Origin of the sequence: Falsiroseomonas algicola (assembly GCF_011040385.1) — a bacterium.
Taxonomy (GTDB): Bacteria; Pseudomonadota; Alphaproteobacteria; order Acetobacterales; family Acetobacteraceae; genus Falsiroseomonas; species Falsiroseomonas algicola.
Map to the genome: position 1 here is coordinate 124044 of NZ_JAAIKB010000002.1, position 24141 is coordinate 148184.

At 71.7% G+C, this 24141-nt stretch carries 24 protein-coding genes; 6 read left to right on the forward strand and 18 right to left on the reverse strand.

The window, feature by feature from the left end; all coding sequences use genetic code 11:
- Entirely contained in the window at positions 1 to 1386 is a 1386-nt protein-coding gene (locus G3576_RS05880; protein ID WP_328728522.1) for a bifunctional serine/threonine-protein kinase/universal stress protein, read from the forward strand.
- Here the strand turns inward: G3576_RS05880 and G3576_RS05885 are convergent.
- Genes G3576_RS05885 through G3576_RS05900 form a run of 4 tightly spaced genes read right to left on the reverse strand, consistent with a single transcriptional unit; the run spans position 1383 to position 6053 of the window.
- A complete protein-coding gene (locus G3576_RS05885; RefSeq protein ID WP_164693430.1) occupies positions 1383 to 2759 on the reverse strand; it encodes a M20/M25/M40 family metallo-hydrolase in 1377 nt (458 codons plus the stop codon). The two genes, G3576_RS05880 and G3576_RS05885, sit on opposite strands and share 4 nt — an antisense overlap.
- Complete coding sequence (locus tag G3576_RS05890; protein WP_164693431.1) at positions 2756 to 3775, reverse strand: ketopantoate reductase family protein; 1020 nt, start codon at positions 3773 to 3775, stop codon at positions 2756 to 2758. Before G3576_RS05890 ends, G3576_RS05885 begins: the two co-directional genes overlap by 4 nt.
- Entirely contained in the window at positions 3760 to 4467 is a 708-nt protein-coding gene (locus G3576_RS05895; RefSeq protein WP_164693432.1) for a creatininase family protein, read from the reverse strand. The genes G3576_RS05890 and G3576_RS05895 overlap by 16 nt, the downstream gene beginning before the upstream one ends.
- The gene (locus G3576_RS05900) at positions 4464 to 6053 is read right to left on the reverse strand and encodes an ABC transporter substrate-binding protein (RefSeq protein ID WP_164693433.1); all 1590 of its coding nucleotides are present in this window, start codon (positions 6051 to 6053) and stop codon (positions 4464 to 4466) included. Before G3576_RS05900 ends, G3576_RS05895 begins: the two co-directional genes overlap by 4 nt.
- Before the next feature lie 83 nt (positions 6054 to 6136).
- Here G3576_RS05900 and G3576_RS31215 point away from each other — a divergent pair, with 83 nt between their 5' ends.
- From G3576_RS31215 to G3576_RS05920, 5 genes are read left to right on the forward strand one after another with little or no spacing between them, the layout of a single operon-like run.
- Positions 6137 to 7114 (forward strand): ABC transporter permease, encoded by a 978-nt coding sequence (locus tag G3576_RS31215; RefSeq protein ID WP_207622682.1) that lies wholly within the window; start codon positions 6137 to 6139, stop codon positions 7112 to 7114.
- Positions 7111 to 7971 (forward strand): ABC transporter permease, encoded by an 861-nt coding sequence (locus tag G3576_RS32515; protein ID WP_328728523.1) that lies wholly within the window; start codon positions 7111 to 7113, stop codon positions 7969 to 7971. The genes G3576_RS31215 and G3576_RS32515 overlap by 4 nt, the downstream gene beginning before the upstream one ends.
- Complete coding sequence (locus G3576_RS05910) at positions 7968 to 8930, forward strand: ABC transporter ATP-binding protein (RefSeq protein ID WP_164693435.1); 963 nt, start codon at positions 7968 to 7970, stop codon at positions 8928 to 8930. The genes G3576_RS32515 and G3576_RS05910 overlap by 4 nt, the downstream gene beginning before the upstream one ends.
- A complete protein-coding gene (locus G3576_RS05915; protein ID WP_164693436.1) occupies positions 8927 to 9904 on the forward strand; it encodes an ABC transporter ATP-binding protein in 978 nt (325 codons plus the stop codon). The genes G3576_RS05910 and G3576_RS05915 overlap by 4 nt, the downstream gene beginning before the upstream one ends.
- Before the next feature lie 43 nt (positions 9905 to 9947).
- Complete coding sequence (locus G3576_RS05920; protein ID WP_164693437.1) at positions 9948 to 10412, forward strand: GNAT family N-acetyltransferase; 465 nt, start codon at positions 9948 to 9950, stop codon at positions 10410 to 10412.
- 6 nt (positions 10413 to 10418) lie between these two features.
- On the opposite strand, the gene G3576_RS05925 is transcribed toward G3576_RS05920, so the two are convergent.
- The 14 genes from G3576_RS05925 to G3576_RS05990 all read right to left on the reverse strand — a co-directional run bounded on the left by G3576_RS05925 (position 10419) and on the right by G3576_RS05990 (position 24123).
- Positions 10419 to 11213, reverse strand: coding sequence for a hypothetical protein (locus G3576_RS05925; RefSeq protein WP_164693438.1), 795 nt, complete (start codon positions 11211 to 11213; stop codon positions 10419 to 10421).
- Positions 11210 to 11605: a hypothetical protein gene (locus tag G3576_RS05930; RefSeq protein ID WP_164693439.1), complete on the reverse strand. Its 396-nt coding sequence runs from the start codon at positions 11603 to 11605 to the stop codon at positions 11210 to 11212. Before G3576_RS05930 ends, G3576_RS05925 begins: the two co-directional genes overlap by 4 nt.
- Before the next feature lie 9 nt (positions 11606 to 11614).
- The gene (locus G3576_RS05935; RefSeq protein ID WP_164693440.1) at positions 11615 to 12538 is read right to left on the reverse strand and encodes a BKACE family enzyme; all 924 of its coding nucleotides are present in this window, start codon (positions 12536 to 12538) and stop codon (positions 11615 to 11617) included.
- Positions 12539 to 12665: 127 nt separating this feature from the next.
- Positions 12666 to 13604, reverse strand: a complete 939-nt coding sequence (locus G3576_RS05940; RefSeq protein WP_164693441.1) for a 3-hydroxyacyl-CoA dehydrogenase — start codon at positions 13602 to 13604, stop codon at positions 12666 to 12668.
- A 59-nt stretch (positions 13605 to 13663) separates the two neighbouring features.
- On the reverse strand, positions 13664 to 14371 hold the full coding sequence (locus G3576_RS05945) for an ABC transporter permease subunit (protein WP_164693442.1): 708 nt from the start codon (positions 14369 to 14371) through the stop codon (positions 13664 to 13666).
- Positions 14368 to 15303, reverse strand: a complete 936-nt coding sequence (locus tag G3576_RS05950; RefSeq protein WP_164693443.1) for an ABC transporter ATP-binding protein — start codon at positions 15301 to 15303, stop codon at positions 14368 to 14370. Before G3576_RS05950 ends, G3576_RS05945 begins: the two co-directional genes overlap by 4 nt.
- Positions 15300 to 16382, reverse strand: a complete 1083-nt coding sequence (locus G3576_RS05955; RefSeq protein ID WP_164693444.1) for an ABC transporter permease subunit — start codon at positions 16380 to 16382, stop codon at positions 15300 to 15302. The genes G3576_RS05950 and G3576_RS05955 overlap by 4 nt, the downstream gene beginning before the upstream one ends.
- Positions 16379 to 17308, reverse strand: a complete 930-nt coding sequence (locus G3576_RS05960; protein ID WP_207622683.1) for an ABC transporter substrate-binding protein — start codon at positions 17306 to 17308, stop codon at positions 16379 to 16381. Before G3576_RS05960 ends, G3576_RS05955 begins: the two co-directional genes overlap by 4 nt.
- 83 nt (positions 17309 to 17391) lie before the next feature.
- Positions 17392 to 17604, reverse strand: coding sequence for a hypothetical protein (locus G3576_RS05965; protein WP_164693445.1), 213 nt, complete (start codon positions 17602 to 17604; stop codon positions 17392 to 17394).
- Positions 17605 to 17720: 116 nt separating this feature from the next.
- Positions 17721 to 20081 carry a DUF3141 domain-containing protein gene (locus G3576_RS05970; RefSeq protein WP_164693446.1) on the reverse strand — a complete coding sequence of 787 codons (2361 nt, stop codon included), beginning with the start codon at positions 20079 to 20081 and terminating at the stop codon, positions 17721 to 17723.
- A 149-nt stretch (positions 20082 to 20230) separates the two neighbouring features.
- Positions 20231 to 21346 carry an NAD(P)/FAD-dependent oxidoreductase gene (locus G3576_RS05975; protein ID WP_164693447.1) on the reverse strand — a complete coding sequence of 372 codons (1116 nt, stop codon included), beginning with the start codon at positions 21344 to 21346 and terminating at the stop codon, positions 20231 to 20233.
- The gene (locus tag G3576_RS05980) at positions 21343 to 22692 is read right to left on the reverse strand and encodes an FAD/NAD(P)-dependent oxidoreductase (RefSeq protein ID WP_328728528.1); all 1350 of its coding nucleotides are present in this window, start codon (positions 22690 to 22692) and stop codon (positions 21343 to 21345) included. Before G3576_RS05980 ends, G3576_RS05975 begins: the two co-directional genes overlap by 4 nt.
- Positions 22689 to 22991 carry a (2Fe-2S)-binding protein gene (locus G3576_RS05985; protein WP_164693448.1) on the reverse strand — a complete coding sequence of 101 codons (303 nt, stop codon included), beginning with the start codon at positions 22989 to 22991 and terminating at the stop codon, positions 22689 to 22691. The genes G3576_RS05980 and G3576_RS05985 overlap by 4 nt, the downstream gene beginning before the upstream one ends.
- Positions 22975 to 24123: an NAD(P)/FAD-dependent oxidoreductase gene (locus G3576_RS05990; RefSeq protein ID WP_207622684.1), complete on the reverse strand. Its 1149-nt coding sequence runs from the start codon at positions 24121 to 24123 to the stop codon at positions 22975 to 22977. Before G3576_RS05990 ends, G3576_RS05985 begins: the two co-directional genes overlap by 17 nt.
- Between the last annotated feature and the right edge of the window lie 18 nt (positions 24124 to 24141).

Here is a 24141-nt window from a genome sequence, read left to right on the forward strand (position 1 = left end):
GTGGTCCGGCTGCAGGAGGGCGAGGTCCTCGATGGCTTCGCCATCGGGCGGCTGCTGCATGTCGGCGGCATGGCGGCGCTCTGGCAGGTGACGCATCCCGACCATGGCGAGGCCCTGCTGATGAAGGTGCCCCGCCTGGCGGAGGGCGAGGACCCCGCGGCGATCGTCAGCTTCGAGATGGAGCAGATGATCCTGCCGCGCCTGACGGGCCCGCATGTGCCGCGCTTCGTGGCCAGCGGCGGCTTCGACCGGCAGCCCTATCTGGTGATGGAACGCATCCCCGGCCGCAGCCTGCTGCCGCTGATCGACGCCTTGCCGCTGCCCATCGATGACGTCGCCAGTATCGGCGCGAAGGTGGCGGAGGCGCTGGACGCGCTGCACCGGCAGCATGTCGTGCACCTCGACGTGAAACCCTCCAACATCCTGATGCGCGAGACGGGGGAGGCGGTGCTGGTCGATTTCGGCCTCTCCCGCCACGCGCAACTGCCGGACCTGATGGAGGAGGAGTTCCGCCTGCCCTATGGCACCGCGCCCTACATGGCGCCGGAACAGGTGATGGGCGTGCGGTCCGACCCGCGCAGCGACCTGTTTGCGCTGGGGGCCATGCTGTATTTCCTGGTCACAGGCACGCGGCCCTTCGGCGATCCGCAGCGGCTGAAGGGGTTGCAGCGGCGCCTGTGGTGGGACCCGCCGCCGCCCCGCGCGCGCCGCGCCGAATGCCCGGACTGGCTGCAGGAAATCATCCTGCGCTGCCTGGAGGTGCGCCCGGAGCGACGACACCCGACGGCCGCGCAACTCGCCTTCGACCTGCGGCATCCCGACCAGGTGGCGCTGACCGCGCGCGCCGCGAAGCAGCGCCGGGATGGCTGGGCCACCACGCTGCGCCGCCGCTTCCACCCCGACCACCGCGTGCGCTTCGACCGCGTGGCGGAGGCGACGGTGGAGGATGCGCCGATCCTGGCCGTCGCGGTCGATGTGACGGAGCAGGACGACGCGCTGGCCACGACGCTGCGGGCGACGGTGGGGCGGTTGCTGGCGACCATGCCGGGCGCGCGCCTCGCCTGCCTCAACGTGCTGCGGCAGAACCGCATCGCGCTGGACACGACGCTGGATGATTTCGGCCGCAACAAGCATGTGCAGCGTCTGGTGGAGTTGAAGCACTGGGCCGCGCCGCTCGGCCTGCCGGAAGGGAGGATCACCTTCCACGTGCTGGAGGCCGTGAACCCCGCCAATGCCCTGCTGGACTATGTCCGCATGAACGGCGTGGACCACCTGGTGATGGGCGCGCGCGCGGCATCGCTGAAGCGTAAGGTGATGGGCAGCGTCAGCGCCGAACTCGCGGCGGAAGCGCCCTGCAGCGTGACGGTGGTGCGGGCGCGGGGCTAGCCCCGCGCGCCGTACCGCCGCACCAGCGCCACCCAGGCCGCGAAGCCCTCCGGCATCGCGCTTTCCCGCCAATTCTCGTCCGGCGCGTGGAAATCCTCATCCGCCGTGGCGAAGGAGAACATGACGGTGTGGATGCCGAGCACCCGGCTGACGATATCCGTCAGCGGCAGGGTCGCGCCCATTCGCACGCGGAGCGGCTTGCGCCCCGTCGTCGCCTCCAGCGCCGCTTCCGCCGCCAGCAGCAGCGGATGGTCACCCGCCACGGCGGTGGCGATCGATCCGTCCCGCGCCGCCTTCACCGTCAGCGTGGCGCCGGGCGTGCAGTGGCGGCGCAGATGCGCCTCCACCGCCGCCGCGACACGCTTCGGCTGCTGCCCCGGCACGATGCGCATGGAGAGTTTCGCGTGTGCCTCGGCCGGGATCACCGTCTTGCCGCCCGCGCCCGTGTAGCCACCCCATAGGCCGTTCACGTCGAGTGTCGGCTTCAGCCAGAGCCTCTCAAGAAAACCAGCGACATCCCGCCCGCTCGGCGCGATGCCGATCGAGGCGTCGTGCGCCGCCACGTCGTAGGGAATCGTCGTCAGTGCCGCACGGTCGTCATCCGTGACCGGCGCGGCGCCCTCCGCGAATCCCTCGACGAGAATGTTGCCCTCCGCGTCATGCAAGGTCGCGACCAGCCGTGCCATGGCGTGCAGCGCATTCGGCGCCACCCCGCCATAGCGCCCGCTATGCAGGTCCTTGGCGGCGGTGCGGAGCGTGATCTCCATCGCCATGTTGCCGCGTGTCGCGACCGTCATGGTCGGCAGGTCGGCCCGCCAGCGCGCGCCATCGGCCGACAGAACCGCATCGGCGCGCAGCCAATCGCGATTCTCGTCGAGGATTCGGGCCAGCGAGGCCGATCCGCATTCCTCCTCCCCCTCCAGCAGCACCGTCACGTTGAAGGGCAGGCGCCCTTCCTCGGCCAGGAAAGCGCCCAGCGTCTCCATCGCCAGCAGCGACGGGCCCTTGTCGTCGGACACGCCGCGCCCGTAGAGGCGCCCGTTGCGCGATGCCAGCACGAAGGGGGCGGAACTCCAGGCCTCCACCGGATCGGGCGGCTGCACGTCGTAATGGCCATAGACCAGCAGCGTCGGCGCCGAAGCCCCCGCGCCATGCCAGCGCGCCGTCACGGCGGGGTGGCCGCCGGCGGCGAGCTCCCGCGCGCCCTCGAACCCCATCGCCGTCAGCCGCGCGATCCACCAGGCGCGCGCCTGCGCCATGCCGGCGGCATAGGCGGGATCGGTGGAGACCGACTGGCAGGCGACGAGTTCCGCCAGCCGCGCGACGAAGCCTTCCTGCCCGGCCAGCAGCCGGGCCAGCACCGCATCGGTCACGGGATCGCGTCCAGCAGCGCCTGGAAGGTCTCCTGCGACTGCTCCCGCCTTCCTTCCTCGATATCGGCGATCAGGCGCCCGACAGCCGAAAGGGCAGGGGTGGCGATGCCATGCTCCGCCGCCAGCCGCGGCGTGATGTTGAGCTGCGACGCGGCCTCCGTCCTGCGCTTGCGCACCGCCAGGTCCCGCCAGATGCCGCTATGCGTCTTGGCGGATTGCGAGGTGAATTCCCGCAGCCACCGCACCACCGCGATCGCGTCCGCATCGGGCCGGCCCGGCGCGAAGGCCATGGGGTCATAGCCGCCGAAGCCGCGCGGCGTGACGCCGCGCGCCAGCGCCACCGCCACAACCTCCCGCCCCAGCGCCAGCCAGGCCTTCATGCGGGCGGGGTCCGCGAAGTTCTCGGTCATGCTGTCGTGGTTCAAGGCGGTCGCGAAGAGCATCGCGCCATAGCCCATCTTCCCCCAGAGATAGGCCCAGATGTCGTCCGTCAGGATGGCATCCGGCTCGAACAGCTTGCAGAGTTCGAACATGGCCCGCGTGCGGTCGCGGATGCTGCCATCGATCTCCCCCACCACGACGGAGCCGCGGCTGCCGTAGAGGATCTCGCCCGGCCCGTGCCAGTCGGCGGAGAAGTTGACGAAGCAGCCCATGGTGCGCTCCGCGCCCACGGCCTCCGCGATCTCCACCTCGTTCAGCCCGTTCTGGGCGGAGAAGACATAGCCATCGGCCGCCAGATGCGGCGCCAGCATCGGCAGCGCGTCCTTCGTCGCCTGAGCCTTTACGGCGAGCACGATGCGGGAATAGGTGCCCGTGAGTTCCGCCGGCGTCACGGCGGGGATAATCTGGAGAAAGTCCTCGACGGGGCCGAAGATGTGCAGGCCGCGCGTGCGACAGGCCTCGACATGCTCCGCGACGGTATCGACCAGCAGCACCTCGTGCCCCGCCCGCGCCCAATAGGCGCCGAGCGTGCCGCCGATGGCGCCCGCGCCCCAGATGACTATCGGGTCGCCCATGGTCCCTCCAGCGCTTCGCGGGTCTCGGCCACGCCCTCGTCCCAGATGCGCTGCGTCACGTCATCCGGCAGTTGCCACGGGCCGCCGAAGGCGCCGTCGCCCAGTATCTCCCGCACCGTCGCGGGCCCGCTCGCCTTCATCACCGCCAGGTCCGGCCGCGGCTTCACGCCCTCCGGTGCCTTCGCATGGGGCAGCCGCGTCCAGGGAAAATTCTCGAACCAGTTGCCATGGCTGGCGGAGGGATCGGCCGCCATCGCCGTCGCCCAGGTGCGCGGCGCGTTGTACCAGTTGTGGAACTTGATGGAGAGCTCCGGCCGCTCCGTCATCATCTCCTGCGCCATCGCGCCGACCGGCGCATTCCCGCCATGGCCGTTGACCAGCAGGATGCGGCGGAAGCCGACCCGCGCCACGCTCTCGATCAGGTCCCGCGCCACCGCCAGCAGCGTCTCCACGCGCAGGCTCACGCTGCCCGGGAAAGCCGCGAAGTAGGGCGCCAGGCCGAAGGGCATCGCCGGATAGACCGGCACGCCGAGCGGCGCGGCGGCTTCGACCGCCACCCGCTCCGCCAGGATCGCATCGGTGCAGAGCGAGAGCTGCGCATGCTGTTCCGTGCTGCCGAAGGGCAGCACGACGCGATCATCGAGGCGCAGATACGCCTCGATCTCCATCCAGTTGCTGTCGGCGATTCTCATCGCGCGGCCGGCGTCACGTCCCAGGCATAGGTCTCCTCATCCGCCCGGCCGGACGGCATGGAGACGCGGTCCCGCCGCATCGCCCAGGCGGAGCCGACCGAGGCCAGCGGCAGGGAGACGCGGTCGCGGTTGAACAGCGCGCCGATCTGCTGCAGCAGCTCCCGCCGCTTGGCGTCATCAAGCTCGAACTCGGAAGCCTGGATCAGGCGATCCATCTCCGGGTTCGAATAGCCATGCCAGTTGAAGGCGCCGAGGCGCCGCTGCGGGTCGTTGGTATGGGCGTTGGAGGAATAGGTGTAGCTGGCCTCGCCCGTCAGCGTGCCCCAGCCCGCCATGATGTTGGACAGCTCGCCGCGCGCGCGGGCAGGGAAGATCACGGCCGCGGGCTGGCCCGCCGCCTGCACCTCGATCCCGATCCGCGCCAGCATCTGCGCGAGCGCGGTACCGACGCCGCGGTCGCCCGGCAGGCGGTCATTGCTGAAGTTCAGCACCATGCGGAAGCCATTGGGGAAACCCGCTTCCGCCAGCAATTGCCGCGCGCGGGGCAGGTTCGGCGTCGGAATCGGCAGGGCCGGGTTGAAGCCGAAGATGTTGGGCGTGACCATCTGCCCCTGCGGCGTGCCCATGCCCTCCATCGCGATCTCCGCCAAAGCACGGCGATCGATGGCCAGGTCGATCGCCTCCCGCACGCGGGGGTCGCGATAGGGGTTGGCGGCCAGGCGAGAGCCGTCCCGCGCCGTCACCTGCGGCGTGTTCTCGCGGAAGTCGAACTGGAAGTTGAAGACATAGACGGTATCGGCCTTCACGACCGACAGCGTGCGGTCACGCTCCAGCGTCGCGACATCGGCGGCGGGCACGCGGACGATCATGTCCACCTGGCCGGTGCGGAGCTGCGCGACGCGGTTGGCGTCGTTCGGGATCTCGCGCCGCACATGCCGCGCCCAGGCCGGCCGGCCGGACCAGTGGCCGTCGAAGCGATCCACGGTGAACTGCTCCCGCGGCGTCCAGCTGCCGAAGCGGTAGGGGCCGGTGCCGATGGCGGCGCGGCCGCTGTTGAAGGCCTCGTTGCTGTTCTCCGGCGTCAGACCCGCGGTGGCGCGGGCGGAAACGACGAAGAGGCGGATGAAATCGTTCGGCAGGGTCGGGGAGGGACCGCCCGTGATGATGTGCAGCGTGTAGGGATCGACGATCCGCGTATCGACGATGCGGCGCACATAGATGCGCGTCGGATTCGGGCCCGACAGCGTCTGCATCCGCCGGATCGAGGCGACGACATCCTCCGCCGTCATGTCGCTGCCGTCATGGAACTTCACGCCGCGGCGCAACTTGAATTCCCAGGTCGTCGCATCGATCGGCCGCCAGGATTCGGCCAGCCCCGGCTCGATCTGCAGCTGCGGGCCGGAATGCGTCAGCGTGTCGAAGACATGCTTCAGCGCCTCGCTATGCGTGCCTGTCGCGGTGTAGTGCGGATCGATCGATTCCGGCCCCGCGCGGACGCCCATGGTCAGCGTCTGCGCACCGGCCGCGCCGGCGAGCATCGCGCCCATGGTCGCGGAGAGGGCAAGATGGACGAATTTGCGGCTCATTGGCGTGTCTCCGGGGGAAGCTTCCTGCGGGACCATGCTAGGAACGGCTTGCGTCCGCTGTCCATGCCCCGATACTCACGCGAATGCTCGGCTTCATCATCCAGCGGCTGCTCCAGGCCGGACTCGTCATGCTGGCGATGTCCGCGCTGGTCTTCCTTGGCGTATACGCCATCGGCAACCCGATCGACGTCCTGATCTCCCCGGACGCGACGCAGGACATCCGTGCCGCGGCCATCAGATCCTTCGGGCTCGACCTGCCGCTCTGGCAGCAATACCTGGCCTTCCTTGGCCGGCTGCTCTCCGGCGATTTCGGGCGATCCTTCGTCTTCGGCACGCCGGTGATCGACTTGGTGCTGGCGCGGCTGCCGGCGACGCTGGAACTGGCGCTGGCCTCCGTGCTGATCGGCGCCTTCATCGGCATCCCGCTCGGCATCTATGCCGGCTACAAGCCAGAAAGCCCGGCGGCGCGCGGCATCATGGCGGTCTCCGTCCTCGGCTTTTCCGTCCCCACCTTCTGGGTCGGCCTGATCCTGATCCTGTTCTTCGCCGTGCATCTGGATTGGCTGCCCGCCGGCAATCGCGGCCCCACGGCCGAATTCCTCGGCGTGCAATGGTCCTTTTTGACGCGGGAGGGGCTGACCTTCCTCATCCTGCCCGCGCTGAACCTCAGCCTCTTCAAGCTGGCGATGATGATCCGCCTGGCGCGGGCGGGCACGCGGGAGGTGATGCTGACGGATACAGTGAAGTTCGCCCGCGCCGCCGGTCTGTCCGAACTCACCATCCTCCGCCGCCACGTGTTGCGGCTGATCTCCATCCCGCTCGTCACCGTCTTCGGCCTGGAATTCGGCTCCACGCTGGCCTTCGCGGTGGTGACGGAGACGATCTTCTCCTGGCCTGGCGTCGGCAAGCTGATCATCGACAGCATCACCTCGCTCGACCGTCCCGTGATGGTCGCCTACCTCGTGCTGGTCGCCTTCCTCTTCGTGACGATCAACCTCGTCGTCGATCTCTCCTACGCCCTGCTCGATCCGCGGCTCCGCCGCGGGGGGCGCGCGTCGTGAAGGCGTTCTGGCGGGAGTACCGGGAGAATTGGATCGCCGTCATCGCGCTGGCGGTGGTGGTGCTGGTCGTGCTGGCGGCGCTGCTGGCGCCCTGGATCACGCCGCAGGATCCCTATGACCTCGCCTCGCTCGACCTGATGGATGCGCGCAGGCCCCCGGGCTTCGTCGGCTCCAACGGCTATGTCCATTGGCTGGGGACGGATGCGCAGGGGCGGGACCTGCTCTCCGCCATCATCCATGGGCTGCGCATCTCGCTGCAGATGGGCATCGCGGCGGGGCTGGTCGCCATGACCATCGGCGCGACGCTCGGCATCCTCTCCGCCCATGCCGGCGGCTGGGTGGAGGCCGCGATCATGCGCGTGGTGGACCTCCAGCTCTCCTTCCCCGCCATCCTGCTGGCCCTGGTGCTGGTGGCGGTGCTGGGGCAGGGGAAGTCGCAACTCATCATCGCCCTGGTCGCCGCGCAATACGCCTACTTCGCCCGCACCGCCTATGGTGCCGCCACCGCGGAGCGCCAGAAGGACTATGTGGAGGCCGCGCATGCGCCGCCGCTGCCGAGCTGGCGCGTCGTGCTGCGCCACATCCTGCCCAACTGCCTGCCGCCGCTGATCGTCGTCGGCACCGTGCAGGTCGCCAACGCCATCGCGCTGGAGGCGACGCTCTCCTTCCTCGGCCTCGGCCTGCCGCCGACCGAGCCCAGCCTCGGCATGCTCATCGCCAATGGCTTCCAGTACATGATGAGCGGCCGCACCTGGATTTCCGTCTATCCCGGCATCGCGCTGATCCTGCTGATCGTCGCCATCAACATCGTCGGCGACCAGATCCGCGACCAGTTCAATCCGAGACTGCGTCGATGAGCCTTCTCGAGGTCCGCGACCTCCGCACCCATTTCTTCACCCGCGCCGGCGTGGTGAAGGCGGTGGAGGGCGTGTCCTTCTCGCTGGCGAAGGGCGAGATCCTGGGCCTGGTCGGGGAGAGCGGCTCCGGCAAATCGGTCACCGGCTTCTCCCTCATCGGCCTGGTCGATCCGCCCGGGCGCATCGCGGGCGGCTCCATCAGGTTCGAGGGCCGTGAACTCGTCGGCCTTCCGGCGCAGGAGATGCGGGCCCTGCGCGGCAAACGCATCGCCATGGTCTTCCAGGACCCGGCCGCGACGCTGAACCCCGTGCTCTCCATCGGCCAGCAGATGGCGCTGGCCGTGCGCGCCCATGGCCGGGCCAGCGAAGCCGCGGCGCGCGACCTGGCGGCGCGGACGCTGACGCGCGTCGGCATCCCTGACGCCGCCGCGCGGCTCGACGCCTATCCCCACGAATTCTCCGGCGGCATGCGCCAGCGCGTCGCCATCGCGACCGCGCTGCTGCACGGCCCCGACCTCATCATCGCTGATGAGCCGACGACGGCGCTCGATGTCTCCATCCAGGCGCAGATCCTGGCGGAGATGAAGTCGCTGGCGAAGGAGACGGGCACCGCGCTGGTCTGGATCAGTCACGACCTCGCCACCGTCTCCTCCCTCGCGGATCGCGTGCTGGTCATGTATGCCGGCCGCATCGTGGAGGCCGGCGCGGTCGGGGAGACGCTGCGCGCCCCGCGCCACCCCTACACCCGCGGCCTGCTGGACAGCCTGCCCGCCATGGCGCGGCCGGGCGAGAAGCTGAACCAGATCCCCGGCACCACGCCCTCCCTGCTCTCGCTGCCGCCCGGCTGCCCTTTCGCACCGCGCTGCCCGCGCGCCGATGCCACCTGCGCGACCGATCCGCCCGATGTCGTCACCGCGGGCCGCCTGGTGCGCTGCCACCATCCGCTGGAGGCCTCATGATCCTTCAGGCCGAAGGCGTCACCAAGCGCTTCTCCCCTCGCCTCTCGATCGGCGATCGCATCGCGGGCGCGCTCGGCGCCAAGGTGGATCGCCGCGCTGTGCATGCCGTGACGGATGTTTCCCTCAGCGTGACGGCCGGGGAGACGCTGGGCCTCGTCGGCGAGAGCGGCTGCGGCAAATCCACGCTCGGCCGCATGCTGGCCGGCATCATGCCGCCGACCGAGGGCCGCGTGATGGTCGCCGGTGCCGCGCCGATGAAGGGCCGCCACAAGGCCACGACGCGCATCCAGACCGTCTTCCAGGACCCCTTCGCGTCGCTGAACCCGCGCATGCGCATCGGCGACAGCATCGCCGAAGGCCCGGTCACCCACGGCCTCACGACCCGCGCGGAGGCACCGCGCATGGTGGCGGAGTGGCTGGCGCGTGTCGGGCTCGACCCCGCCTTCGCCACGCGCTTCCCGCACCAGTTCTCCGGCGGCCAGCGCCAGCGCGTCGCCATCGCGCGTGCGCTCGCCATGCAGCCGGATGTGCTGGTCTGCGACGAACCCGTCGCCTCGCTCGATGTCTCGATCCAGGCGCAGATCCTGAACCTGTTCCTCGACCTCCGGCGCGACCTCGGCCTGACCTGCCTCTTCATCTCCCACGACCTGTCCGTGGTCCGCCATGTCAGCGACCGCGTCGCCATCATGTATCTCGGCCGCATCGTGGAGGCTGGCAGCGCCGCGAAGGTCTATGCGAGCCCGCGCCATCCCTACACCCAGGGCCTGCTCGACAGCGTGCCGAAGCTGCGGCTGTCCATCGATGACGTGGCGAATTTCAAGCCCATCGCGGGCGAATTGCCCTCGCCGCTGTCACCGCCGAGCGGCTGCGCCTTCCACCCGCGCTGCCCGAAGGCGACGGCGCTGTGCCGCGCGGAGCGTCCGGCGCTGACGGCGCGGGATGACGGCACGCTGGTGGCCTGCCATCGCGCGTGAGCGCGGCGTAACCGTTTCCCCCATGACGGCGAAGCAGCCTGGAATGACCATCAGACCGCTCACCGCCAATGACCTCGCGCCGCTGCGCGCTGTGATCGATGCCACGGGCCTTTTTCCCGGCGCGATGCTGGACGACATGGCGGCGCCGCATCTGCGCGGCGAGGCGCCCGCGGAGTTGTGGCTGACGACCGCGGATACCACGGCCCTCGCCTATGCCGCGGCCGAGCGCATGACGGAGGGCACCTGGAACCTGCTGCTGATCGCGGTCCATCCCGATCGCCAGCGCCAGGGCATCGGCGCCGCGCTCGTCGCCGAGGTGGAGGCGCGGTTGCGCGCGGCGGGCGTGCGCCTTCTCCTGGTCGAGACCTCCGGCCTCGATGAGTTCGAACCGACGCGCGGCTTCTACCGCGCGCTCGGCTTCACAGAGGAAGGCCGCATCCGCGACTACTACAAGGCGGGCGAGGCCAAGGTCATCTTCGCCAAGGCGCTCGCGCGGGGCGCGGCGTAGCCAGCGTCAGGCCCGTGGCGCGCCCCGCATCCAGGGCAGCACGCTGCGTTGCGCCACCATCGCCGCCAGGAAGCCGATCCCCAGCATCACCACCGCGACCGCGACGGGATCGCCGCGCCGCACGCCGTCAAGCGGCACCACCTGGTGCAGCACGGCGAACAGCATCACCGCCGCCAAGGCCACGCCCAGGCACAGCACCGCCAGGTGCCGCGGCCCGTGCCGGTACACCGCCCAGGTCGCGACGCCGAAGGCCAGCCAGGTGAGGTGCCGTTCGTCCACCCCCTCCAGGCGCTCGACAGGGACGAACCGCATCAGGGTCGATTGCCAAGCCAGCAGCAGGAAGCCCATCACGCTCGCCCCTACCCAGCCCCACCAGGCGCGCACCCGCGCCAGGCCCTGCGCCAGCAATCCGAGCGTCCCATGCAGCAGGATGGTCGCGGCGAAGGCGATGCCCCAGCCGAAGGATGGCGTGACGAAGCGCGGAAAGCGGATCGCGGCGCCGACGAGGTGCTGGAGCTCCCAGCAGGCGAGGAGCGTGCCATAGGCGATGCCAAGCGCGAACCAGCGCCCGGTATCCCGTCGCAGCAGCCACCACAGCGCCGCGAGCTTGCAGCCCTCGACCAGCGCGACCTCCAGCAGATCGGCCGTGATGGTCCAGGCTTCCTCGAAGGCCGGCGGCATCACGCTCGGGACGATCTGCTGCGTCACGAACGCGAGCGGGATCAGCAGCAGGAAGGTCGCCAGCATCGCCATCAGCGCCGCCAGCCACACCCGGCCGGAACCCAGGCCACGCGCGATCACAGCGCCACCGCCGCCACGGCCAGGATCAGGCATCCCACGGGATGCAGCGGCAGGATCCAGCGAAAGCTCTGCACCCGCGCGGCGTCATCCCCGATCAGCGCGACCTGCGGCAGGAAGGACGCGACCCCCACCACCGTCAGGACGCCGAGATAGACGGGCAGCCGCCAGATGCCCGGGCTGGAAGGTGCGACGACATAGCCCGCCGCCAGGCACAGCACGGCCAGCGCGTGGAGCCCGCACAGCCAGGCCACCAGCCGCAGCCCGGCGCCGTGTCGCGGATCGCGCGCCTGCCCGCCTCGCCACGCCAGCAACGCGACCGTGGCGATCACAAGCTGGATCGCCGCGAAGGCGAGGCGCCACGCCCAGGGAAAGGGCTCGGGCTCGATCGGCACGGCGCTCCCTCAGAACGCGACCTTGTCGCCGCCCTTGAGGCTCAGGATCTCCCGTGCCTCATCCGGCGTCGCGACCTGCATGCCCAAGCCCTCGATGATCTGCCGCGCGAGCCGCACCTGCTCCGCATTGCTCTCCGCGAGCTTCCCCGGCCCCGCCCAGAGCGAATCCTCGAGGCCCACGCGCACATTGCCCCCCATCGCCGCCGCCATCGCCGCGATGCGCAGTTGCGACGCGCCCGCGCCCAGCACGCTCCAGCGATACTGGTCACCGAACAGCCGGTCCGCGGTGCGCTTCATGTGCAGCACATCCTCGGGATGCGCGCCGATCCCGCCCTGGATGCCGAAGACCGTCTGGATGAAGAGCGGCGCCTTCACCAGCCCCTGGTCCAGGAAGTATTTCAGGTTGTAGAGGTGCGCGGTGTCGTAGCACTCGAACTCGAAGCGCGTGTCGTTCTCCGCGCAGGTGGTCAGGATGTACTCGATATCCGCGAAGCTGTTGCGGAAAACGATGTCCTTGTTGGCGAGGTAGTCGGCCTCCCACTGATGCTTGAAGCTCTTGAAGCGGTTGAGCATCCCGAACAGGCCGAAATTCATCGACCCCATGTTCAGCGACGCCACCTCCGGCCGGAAGGTCGCGGCCGGGGAGACGCGCTGCTGGATCGTCATGGTGGGCGCGCCGCCCGTCGTCAGGTTCAGCACGGCGTCGGTGCGCTGCTTGATGATGCGGAGGAAGGGCGCGAAGGCCTCCGGCGTCTGGTCCGGCCGGCCATCCACGGGATCGCGCGCATGGAGGTGGACGATGGCGGCACCCGCCTCCGCCGCGCCGATCGCGGCATCGGCGATCTCCTGCGCCGTCACGGGCAGGTGCGGCGACATGGAGGGCGTGTGGATCGCGCCCGTCACCGCGCAGGTGATGATGACTTTGCGGCTCATTGCTTCATTCCCTCAAACGCCGGGCGCCGGCTCCGCCGGCTTGGCTTCGCCGCATAGGCGGCGGCGGCCATTCGGCCGCTCGGATTGCGCGAGAGCGCAATCCGCATGCTGTACTGAACGTCGACGGTCACAGCGACTTCTCCTGCTTCCGCTTATGCGCGGCCAGCGCCGCCAGCCGCTTGTCGCGCCGCGCGCTCCGCGCCGCGATCTCCTCGCGCGACGGCGTCTCGCCCCACGCCTCCACCACCTTGGCACAGCCCTCCGCCCCGAAGACGGCGGGGGAGGGCGGCTTCTCGATCATGCGCTGGAACAGCCCCGCATAGCGCGAGCAGTAATCGGCCATGCCGCCCGGCGCGTTCAGCTCGATCGTCGCGAAGGGGCCGAGGAAGGACCAGCGCAGGCCGAGCCCCTCCGCCACCGTCACGTCGAGGTCGCGCGGCGTCACATAGCCCTCCTGCACCAGCCGGAAGGCCTCCGCCAGCAGCGCGCCCTGGAGGCGGTTGAGGATGAAGCCCTCGATCTCCTTCAGCACCGTGATCGGCGCCTGGTCCACGCTGTCATGGATGGCGCGCGCCGCGGCGATCGTCTCGGCGGAGGTCCAGGGCGCGCCGGACAACTCCACCACGGGCACCAGATGCGGCGGGTTCACGGGGTGGGCGACCAGGCAGCGCGCCCGGCCCGCCAGCTTCTCCGTGAAGGCGGAGCAGGGGATGCCGCTGGTGGAGGAGGCGAGGATGCAGTCGGGCGCCGCCAGCCGGTCCAGCTCCGCGAAGATCGCGATCTTCTCGCCCACGCGTTCCGGCCCGTTCTCCTGCACGTATTCGGCGCCTTCCAGCGCCTCGGCCAGCGCCGGCACCACGCGGATGCGCGCGGCGGCGCCGGCGGGATCCTCGCACAGGCCCTGGCGGTGCTGCTCCGCCAGCCCCTCGGCGCAGAGCGCCGGCGCGGCCTCCAGCGCCGCGGCCACGGGGTCGTGGAGCGCGACCTCCCACCCGGCGCGGGCAAAGACCATCGCCCAGGCGCGGCCGATCAGCCCCGCCCCCACCACCGCCATCCTGCGCGCCATGCGGCCGCCCCCCCGAATGCTTGGGGGTCACGATACCCCGCGCGGGCCGGGCCGCAACCTTACTCCCGCGCCGGCACCGCCATCAGCAGCAGGGCCTCCGCCAGGAAGGCGAGGGAGGCCGTCGCCGCGGCGCCCTGCAGCACCAGCACGGCGTTCTGGTTCTGCAGCCCGATGACGATGGGCGTGCCGAGCGTCGCCGCCCCGGCCAGCGCCCCCACCGCCGCCGTCGCCACCGCCAGCACCAGCGCCACCCGCAACCCGTCAAGCACCAGCGGCCAGGCCAGCGCCAACTCCACCTCCCGCAGGACCTGCCCGGGGGAGAGCCCCACCGCCTCCGCCGCCAGCCTTGTCTCCGGCGGCACGGCCTCCAGCGCGCCGACCGTGGCCCGCAACACGGGCATGATGCCGTAGAGCATCAGCGCGAGCACCGTCGGCGCCCAGCCGAAGCCGAAGGCGGGCACGGCCAGCGCCACGACGACGACGGGCGGCACCGCCTGCGCCACCGCCGCCGCCGCATCCGCCGCGCCGCGCAGCCCGCGCCCACCCGGCCGCGTCACCACCACGCCGAGCGCCAGGCCGATCAGCGCCGCCGGCAGCACGCCGGCGAGCGACAGCGCCGCATGGTCCAGCGCCAAGGCCCATAGCCGTGCCACCGGGTAGGGCCCCTGCGTACCGCCCATCAGCCAGGATGCGACACCGGGCAGCGCCAGCACGGCCAGCGCCACCGCCAGCAGCAGCGCCGGCAGGCCACGGCGCAGCCGGATCATCGCCGCGCGCCCAATATGCCCTCGGCCCGCACCGACCCCGCCTCGCCCTCCATCGCCACCGCCTCGTCGCCGGACTCCGCGAGGCGGGAGAGCGCATCCGCCAGGCTCGCATCCCTTGCCAGCACCGGCGCGCCCGCCGGCGCCGGGCGGGGGTCCAGCGCCCCGCGGGCCGGCAGCAGGGACAGCCAGCGCAGCCCGGGCTGCCCGCCGCCGAGCAGGTCCCGCACGAAGGGCGCGGCATCCGGCGCCACCAACTCGGCCGGCGCGCCATCGGCCTCGATCCGGCCGTCCCGCAGCACCACGACATGGGTGGCGAGTTCCAGCGCCTCCTCCGGGTCATGCGTCACCAGCAGGATGGTCTTGCCGGTCTCCGCATGGATGCGCCGCATCTCGGCGCGCAATTCCCGCCGCGTGATGGGATCGACGGCGCCGAAGGGCTCGTCCATCAGCAGGATGTCGGGATCGGCGGCCAGCGCGCGCGCGATGCCCACGCGCTGCGCCTGGCCGCCGGACAGCGCCCGCGGCAGCCGCGTGGCCATGCCGGGATCGAGCCGCAGCAGCGCCAGCAATTCCTCCACGCGGCGCGCGATGCGCGCGGCGTCCCAGCCCAGCAGCCGCGGCACGGTGCCGATGTTGTCGGCGACCGTCCGGTGCGGAAACAGGCCCACGGACTGCATGGCATAGCCGATGGACCGCCGCAGCACCGGCGCGGCTTCCTGCCCCACATCGCGCCCGCGCACCCGCACCGCGCCGGCGCTCGGCACGACCAGCCGGTTCACCAGCTTCATCAGCGTCGATTTGCCGGAGCCCGAGGGCCCCACCAGCGCGCAGAATTCGCCCGCATTCACATGCAGCGTCACATCCCGCAGCGCCTCGGTGCCCCCGAAGCGGACGGTCACGCCCTCGATGGCAATGACGGGTTGCGCGATCATGCGGGCCTCCCCAGGCGGGTTTCCGCCGCCCGCGCCAGCGTATCCGCCGCCAGCGCCAGCAGCAGGATGGGTAACGCACCCAGCAGCATCAGGTCCGTGGCAAATTGCGCGAGACCTTCGAAGACGAGCGCGCCAAGACCGCCCGCCCCGACCAGGCCACCTAGCGTCACCAGCCCGATCGCCTGAACCACAGCCACCCGTAGCCCGCCCGCGAAGACGGGCAACGCCAAGGGCAGCCGCACCTCGGCCAGGATGCGGCCCTCCGTCATGCCCATCGCCTCCGCCGCCTGCACCGCCGCCGGATCGGCGGAGGCGAGGCCGCCGGAGACGCTGCGCCACAGAGGCAGCGCCAGGTAGGCGGCGGTCGCCAGCACCGCCGGCAGCCAGCCTACCGCGCCGAGCCCCAGGTCGCGCAGCGCCGGCACCGCGCGCAGCAGGGCGGCCAGCAGCGGGATCAGCAGGGCGAAGAGGGCGATGGCCGGCACCACCTGCACGCCGGCCAGCGCCGCGCCGAGCGCGGCCCCCAGCCGCGGCTGGCGAAATCCCGCCCAGGCCAGCGGCACCGCCACCAGCAAAGCGAGCCCCAGCGCCGCACCCGCCAGCGCCAGATGCGTCAGCACCGCGCCGCGCAGCGCCTCCGCCCGCGCGCGCCCCTCGACCACGAGCGAAAGCTGGTCGAGCCACCCGCCCGCCAGCAGCAGCACCGCGCCGGCCGCCACCGCCACGCCCATCCAGGCGCCGCGCATCGCCACCAGCGCCAACGCGCCCACCATCGCCACCCAGAACCCGGCGCCGAAGCTGGCCCGCGCGGCGGGGGCGAGGTCCGCCAACCGTTCCCCGGCCGCCATCCCTGCCAGCCCCAGCAGCGCCAGCGCCGCCAGCCCGGCGCTCGCGGCGCCCACCCAGCCCGGCAGTCGCCGCCAGGCGCCCAGCGCCAGCAGCGCCACCGGCAGCGCGACCCAGGGCCCGAGCGCCGCGATCGCCGTCACGCCTTCCCCCGGCAGCAGCCGGTTCGGCGCCACGCCCAGGAAGGGCAGGGGCAGCAGCAGCGCCGCGATCGCAACCAGCGCGGGGATCACGTGCCGAGATGCGCCCGCGCCACCGCCTCCGGCGTCCGCCCCTCCACCGCCACCTGGCCGTTCAGGCGCTGCAGCACCTCCTGCGTCAGCCCCGCAAAGACCGGCGCCAGCGCGGTGCGGATCTGGGGGAAGCGTTCCAGCACCGCCTGCCGCACCACGGGGGCGGGCTCATAGACGATCTGCGCCTGCTTGTTGTCCTGCATGACGACGAGGTTCAGCGGCTGGATCGCTCCATCCGTGCCATAGACCATCGCCGCATTGACGCCGGACAGCCCCTGCGCCGCCGCGCGCATCGTCACCGCCGTGTCGCCGCCGGGCAGGATGGTGATTCGGTCGCGCGGGAAGGTTGCGCCATAGGCGCGTTCGAAGGCCGGCAGCGCCACCGGGCTTTCCACGAATTCGGCGGAGGCCGCGAGGCGCAGCTGCCCCGCCTTCGCGAAGAACTGCTCCAGCGTGGTCAGCCCCTCCCGCTGCGCCACATCCCGCCGCACCGCGATGGCCCAGGTGTTGTTGGCCCGCGCGCGGTCCAGCCAGACCAGCCGGTTGGCTTCCAGGTCCAGCCGCGCGACCAGCGCCGCGCCCTGGTCGCCGTCGCGCCAGGCCGGGTCCTCCAGCCGCTCGAAGAAATAGGCGCCGTTGCCCGTGTATTCAGGGTAGAGGTCGATCTCCCCGGCCAGCAGCGCCCCGCGCACGATCCGCGTCGGGCCGAGCGACAGCCGCGGCTCCACGGTCAGCCCCGCGCGGCGCAGCGCCTGCACGATCAGGTTGCCGAGCAGCGCGCCTTCCGTGTCGATCTTGGAGGCGACGGTGATCCGCCCCTCCCGACCCTGGGTCGTCCCCTGGGCCATCCCGACCCGCGGCGCGGCCACCAGCCCCGCCGCCGCCAGCCCCAGCCCGCGCCGTCCCCAGTTCCGCATGACCGCCATCTCCGCTGCTCCCGCTGCCAGGAGCATCGCATGTCGGGCCGTGGCGGTTACTGTCCAGACACAGTCGCGCGGGCGGCGTGCGCTCAGCGTTGGCTGTCGAGGGCCTTCCACAGCCCGATGATCGCGGACCGTGCGGTTTCGGCATCCGCGGAGAGGCGCATCAGCCGCCCGTCGCGTGCCATCAGATGGATCTCGGAGCCGGTGTCGGAGGTGAGCAGCGATGCCGCGATGAATTCGGGGGCTGGAATCTCGCGGGCGGCCCGCGCGCGCGCGTGGCCGTTGTTTTTCGGCGTCATGGGATGGCCCTCTTGCCGTCTCGCCGTGATTTTCGCGGCCTCTGGCCCCAGAGTGGCCTGTCGCGGTTGCGTCTTCGTGAATCGTCGACGCAACCCGACAATGTTCCGCGCCCGGGTTACCGCTTCGGTCGGCCGTGCCGCCGCGCGGCCTCGGGCGCCTGCGGTGCGGGCAGGGCAGGGGGCGGCGCCAGCACGGCGCGCAGCCGCGCCAGCATCGCCTGCGCCCTTTCCCCCATCTCCTCCTCCGGCCCCGCCACGTCGCCGACCGTGGTCAGCGCGCGCATGCGGTCGGCGGGGTCCGGCAGCAGCGCCGGGAGCGTCGCCAGCGCCTCCTCCGGCGCCATCTCCACCACCACCGTCTGCTCCCGGATCAGCGCCTGGCGCGCGGCGGAGGAGAGGGAGGCGAAGGGCTCCTCCCCGGTCAGCAGCGCGTTGGACCGTTCCAGGCGGTTGCGCCGCACGCCGCCGCGGGCCTTGGCCAGCAGGATCATCATGCGCACCACCGCCTCGGCGTATCCGCCTTCCGCGATGCGGGCGAGGGCAGCGCGCACATCGGGCAGGTCGCCCAGCGCCTCCGCGACGGCCTCGGCCGGTTCCACCACCGCGTCATTCGCCACGCCGAAGGCCGCCAGCGTGCCATAGACCGCATGGAAGGCGCTTTCCTGCCAGGCATCGCGCAGGTCGCGCCAGCGGTCGATCGACTGCTCCACCCCATCCGCCCAGGCCCGTTCCAGCGCCAGGAAGGGGTTGTCCGGCGTCAGCGGCGCGCGGTTCTCCTTCACCGCCGCCGCCAGCCCGGCCAGCGGCGCCATGGCGGGGTTCTGGTCGCTGACCATGTAGCGGCGCGCCCGCATCGGGTTCATCTGCCGGCGCATCTCGGCCGTGCGCTCGGTGGCGAATTGCCGCACCACGGGGCTCGCGAAGGTGTCGTAGGCCATCTGGTTCAGGGCAGAGATGCGCGCGACGGCCGGGAAGGCCTCGTTCTCCGCCTCCCCGCTCACGGCTCGGATGTCGGCCACGCTCCGCTCCACCAGCTCCACCTGGTAGCCGGCATTGAGCCCCGTGCCCTCCGCCCCCGTGATCCGCATCTCGTAGAGACCCGGCGCCACGCTCTCGATCAGGTCGAGCGTATTGGCGATCTCCGTGTGTTCCTTGTTGGCGATCTTGCCGGAGACGAAGATGCCGAGATGGCCGATATCGTCATGCACGAGGTAGACGATGGTCTGGCCGAGCGCCTTGATCTCCTGCTCGTCGCGATAGACGTCGGCGATCCAGCGCAGCGCCTGGCCGGGCGGCGTGATGTTGTCGCCCGCGGAGGCGAAGACCACGATCGGCGACTTCACGGCCCGCATGTTGAAGGACGCGCCCTTGCCGGCGCTGATCTCGCCGCGGGCGAATTTGTCGCCGATGAACAGGTTCTCGACGATCCAGCGGATCTCGTCCCGGGTCATCAGGAAGTAGCCGCCCCACCAGCGCTCGAACTCCAGGAAGCGCTCGGCCTCCGTGTCCGCCTTCTCGTAGAGGTTGTAGTACTTCCGGAACCAGGTGTTGCCCGGCGACAGGCTCTCGAAATTCGCCACCAGGTTGGCGCCGTCGAAGGTCCCGTTGCCGAGGTCGGCCATCAGCGCCGCCGGCCAGGACCCGCCCGCGAGCCCGCCGGTGTAGCGCATCGGGTTCCGGCCCTTCTCGCCGGCCCAGTAGGAGAGGGGGGCGCCGTTCAGCACCAGCGGCCCCGTCAGATCGGGCTCCGAGGCGCCGAGCATCATCACCGCCCAGCCGCCCTGGCAGTTACCGATCACCACGGGCTTCTGCGCCTGCGGGTGCCGTTCATGGATGGTGCGGAGGAAGGTCGCCTCCGCGCTGGTGATGTCGAGGATGGTTTGCCCGGGCTCCGGGTCGCGGAAGAAGATCACGAAATAGACGGGGTGGCCGCGGCGCAGCGCGACGCCGACCTGGCTGTCCGACTTGAAGCCGCCGATGCCCGCCCCGTGGCCGGCCCGCGGATCGATGATGACGAAGGGGCGCATGGCCGGGTCGGTCGGCTTGAAGCCCGCGGGCGGCTTGATGCTGACCAGCGCGTAGTTGCAGCGCCGGGGCAGGGTGCGGCCATCCACCACCATGTCCCAGTCGAAGACCAGCACCGGCGGGCAGCCCGCCTTCTCATGCTCCACGAAGGTGTTGCCGGCCTGGCGCATCGTGTCCCAGAACAGGATGGAGCGCTGGGTGGCGTCCACCGCATAGGCCATGGCGTCCTGCGCCAGGGCCATCGGCGACTTGCCCATCAGCGCCGCGGCCGGGGACCGCTCGCCGGGCGCGGCGAAGGTGGGGCGCATCGCGGGCGCCAGGGCCGCCATCTGCCGTGCCGCCACATCCCCCATCTGGCGCGCCTGGTCCATGAAGCGGGCCATGGTGTCCATGCCGCGCGCCATCAGGTCGGGCGCGGGGCGCGTGCCAGGCGGGGTGGTTGCCGTGCTCATCTTGGTCATCCTTGCCGTCTGGCGTCCGGCCATGCCGGGCTCGTGCCGTTCCAACGGGGGCATGCCGCCGCCGGTTCGCCAGCATGGCCGCTTCTGCCGCGACATGTGTTGCGCTGCAATATAATTCCAGGAAACCCGACCCGGCCGGGTCAGGCCGCCGGCCTGAAGCGGTCCTGGTGGAAGGCCGCGATGGGAAGGTTGGTGGCCCCCCGCGCCATCAGCTCCGCCACCGCGGCCCCCGCCGCCGGGCTCAGCTGGAAGCCGTGGCCGGAGAAGCCGAAGGAGTGGAACAGGCCGGGCAGGGCGCGGCTTTCCCCCATGATGGGCACCTCATCGGCGGTCCGCGCCTCGATCCCCGCCCAGCTCCGCACCATCCGGGCGCCCCGCATCACCGGGAACAGCTCGCAGGCGATCCGCGCGGCATGGGCCAGGCTGCCGAAGAGCACGGTCGAGGTCTCCGCCGCCACGTCGTTCCGCCCCTGGTGGCCGCCGCCGATCACGACGGTGCCATTGGCGACCTGCTTGAAGGAGAGGGAGCGGGAGGTCGCGCCGACCGTCGGCTCGCAGAAGCGCGGCAGGCGCTCCGTCACGATCATCATGCTGGCCTTCACGCCGCAAGGGATCTCCTCCCCCACCATGCGCGCCACCCGCGTCGCCCAGGCGCCGGCGCAATTCGCCACGCGCTCGGCCTCGTGGGCGCCCTGGTCGGTCTCGACGATGATCGTGCCGGCGCCCGTGGTCCGAAGGCCGGTCACGGCCACACCCTCGACGATCCTGACCCCCGCCTGTTCCGCCGTGCGGCGGAAGGCCATGACGGTGCGCATGGGGTCGGCCGAGCCGTCATCCCGCACCACCAGCGCGCCGACGACGTGGGGCGCCACGGCCGGCAGCAGGCGCCGTGCCTCCGCGGCGTCCACCACCTCCTCATGATTCCAGCCGAGCGCCCGCACGGCGGCGACGCGGGCCTCGTTCTTCGCCATGTCGGCCGCGCTCTCGGCCACCTTCACCTGGCCGGTCGCGCGGAAGCCGCAATCATCGCCGACGATCTTCTCGATCCCGGCCCACATCTCCGCCGCCACGACGGAGAGCGCGATCTCCCGCAGGTCGCGGCCCAGCCGCCGCACGCCCCCCGCATTCACGCCGGAGGAATGCCGCCCGACATGCCGGCGCTCCAGCACCGTCACCTGCCAGCCGGGCGTGCGTTGCAGATGCAGCGCGGTGGAGAGGCCGTGCAGCCCGCCCCCGATGACGACGGCCTTCCTCACTCCGCCGCCAGCGCCGCAAGTTCGCCGAGCGTCAGCGGCTTGGTCGGGAAGCGCGTGCGGAAGGGATCGACGGTGGCGGGATCGACGCCCCGCGCGGTCGCGATCACCCCATGCACCGCTGGCCCGCAGATGCGCCCCTGGCAAGGCCCCATGCCCGCCCGCGTGAAGGCCTTGGTCTGGTTGGCGCCGAGGCAGCCCAGCGCGACGGCGCCGCGCAGTTTCCCCGCCGTCACCTCCTCGCACCGGCAGACGATGGTGCTGTCTGCGATCGCGGCTTCCGGCAAGGGCGGGAACAGCGCGTCGAGGAAGCGCCGCGGCGCGCGTTGCCGCTTCCATTCCAGCCGGATGCGCCCGGCCTCCGCGTTGCGCTGGTCGGCCGTGAGCTTCCCCAGCGCCCGCGCCGCCTCGATCGCCGCGAGCCGCCCCGCCAACGCCGCCACCCTGGCGCCGCCGATGCCGCCGGAATCACCCGCGACCATCACGCCCTCGACCGTCGTGTTGCCCCAGTCGTCGAGGCGCGGCTTCCAGCAGCGCTGGGCCGCATCCCAGTCATGCGCGCAGCCCGGGATGGCGCGCGTCACCTGCGTGTTGGGCACGACGCCATCATGCAGCAGCAGCAGCTCGGCGGAGCGCGACCAGCCATCGATGACGATGCGCTCCAGCCGCCCATCGCCTTCCGCCACCAGCCTGGTCGCGCGGCGGATCGGGATGCCGGCATTGCGGATGCGCTGCTGCCAGGCGAGCCCCTTCACCAGGTATTCCGGCGCCCGCAGCGCATTCGGCAGGTGCCAGGCCGCCCGCGCCAGGCCGCCGGGCGGGGAGAGGTCGACGATCCCCTCCACCCTGCCGCCCTTCGCCACGACCTGGTTGGCATAGAGCCACAGCAGCGGTCCCTGGCCCGCGATCCACGCCTTTCCTTCCGGCAGCAGCCCCGCCGTCTTCAGCGCGATCTGCGCGGCGCCGACCGTCATCACCCCCGGCAGCGTCCAGCCCGGGATGGGCACCGGCCGCTCCGTCGCGCCGGCGCAGAGGATCAGCCGCCGGGCACGGGCGCTGCGCGCCGCACCACCCTCGGACCAGAAGACCTTGCCCTCGGGCTCCACCGCCCAGAGCGTGGCGTTCGGCCGGTAGTCGGCGCCGCAGGCCCGGAAGGCGGCGGCCAGCTTCGCCCCATCCCGGTCCTGCCCGTCCTTCGCCTCGCGCTGTTCCACCGCGCGATGCACCTGCCCGCCCGGCCGCGCATTCTCGTCCAGCACCAGCACGGAGAAGCCGCGCGCCCGCGCCTCCGTCGCCGCCGCCATGCCGGCCGGGCCGGCGCCGAGGACCAGGATATCCACCTGCGTCACGCCGCGTCCTCCGCCAGGTCGAAATGCCGCGCGCCGCGCTGCATCGCCGCCACCATGCCCGGCCGCACCGGCGCCAGGCAGGCCTGGACGTTCTGCTGACCGTCCAACTCCACCAGGCAATCGAAGCAGGCGCCCATCAGGCAGAGCGGCCCGCGCTCCGCCCCCGTCACCGGCGTCTGCCGGAAGGCGGCGACACCGGCGGCCAGCAGCGCCACCGCCAGGCTCTCCCCGGCGCGGGCCGGAATGTCCCGGCCCTCCCAGCGGATGGTGCAGTCGGTCGGTTCAGTGCGACGAAACATGGGTCATCCCCCGGAAGCGCTCCGGATGCATCTCGTTGGCGAAGTCGGGCAGCCGCCCGGCCAGGATCCCCGCCGCCAGCGGCCCCGCATGCACGGCGGCCAGCGTGACGCCGGAATGGCAGGTGGCGACGAAGCAGCCGGGATGCGTGCCACTTTCCGCATAGGCCGGGAAGCCATCCGGCGTCATCGGCCTCAGCGCCGCCCAGGCGCGGTTCATGCGCGCGGTCCTGATCGCCGGCAGCACCCGGATGGCCCGCGCCGCCATGCGCGCCAGTGCGGCGGTCGTCGTCGCGATCTCGAAGCTGCCATCATCCTCGTTGGTCACGCCGATCTGGATGGTGCCATCCCCGGTCTGGCGCAGCGCGCTGGCGGGCAGGGGCAGGATCGGGTCGAGGCGCTCCGTCACGATGTTCTGGCCGCGCACGGGGCGCACCGGCACATCCAGCCCGACCATGGCCGCGATCGGCGTCGTCGCCACCCCCGCCGCGACCACGACGCGCCGCGCCTCGACCGCACTGCCATCCGCGCGCGCCACGCGCCAGAATCCCGCGACCCCCTCGATCCCCGTCACCCGCGCCCCCGGCCGGTGCTGCCCGCCCGCCCGCAGCAGCCCCGCCTGCATGCCCTGCAGCAGCACCAGCGGATCGGCATGGCCATCGGCGGGATCGAAGCTCGCGCCCAGCACCTCCGGCCCCAGCGGGCATCCCGGCATCAACTCGCGGAGCTCCCGCCGGTCCAGCATGCGCAGCGTCGCGTGGCCGTCATTGTGCCGGCGCCTCACGAAGTTGGTGCGCGCCTCCAGCTCCTGCTCATCCAGGCAGAAGCCGAGCCCGCCCGTCGCGCGATAATGCACGTCCCGCCCCGCCAGGGACGACACGCGCGCCGCCAGCTCCGGCCACAGCCGGATGCTCTGCCGCGTCCAGTCGCCATAGGCGGGCATGCCATCGCCCTTGGACTGGCCCCAGACCAGGCCGAAATTGCCCCGCGCCGCCCGCAGCGCGCCATCGCCCTCATCCAGCACGGCCACACGCGCGCCGAGTGCCGCGCAGCCATAGCCGATGGCCGTGCCGACCATGCCGCCACCGATCACCGCGACGTCGAAGCGTTCCATGGTTGCGAGCGTGGCCCGCATGGCCCCATCCTGCAAGCC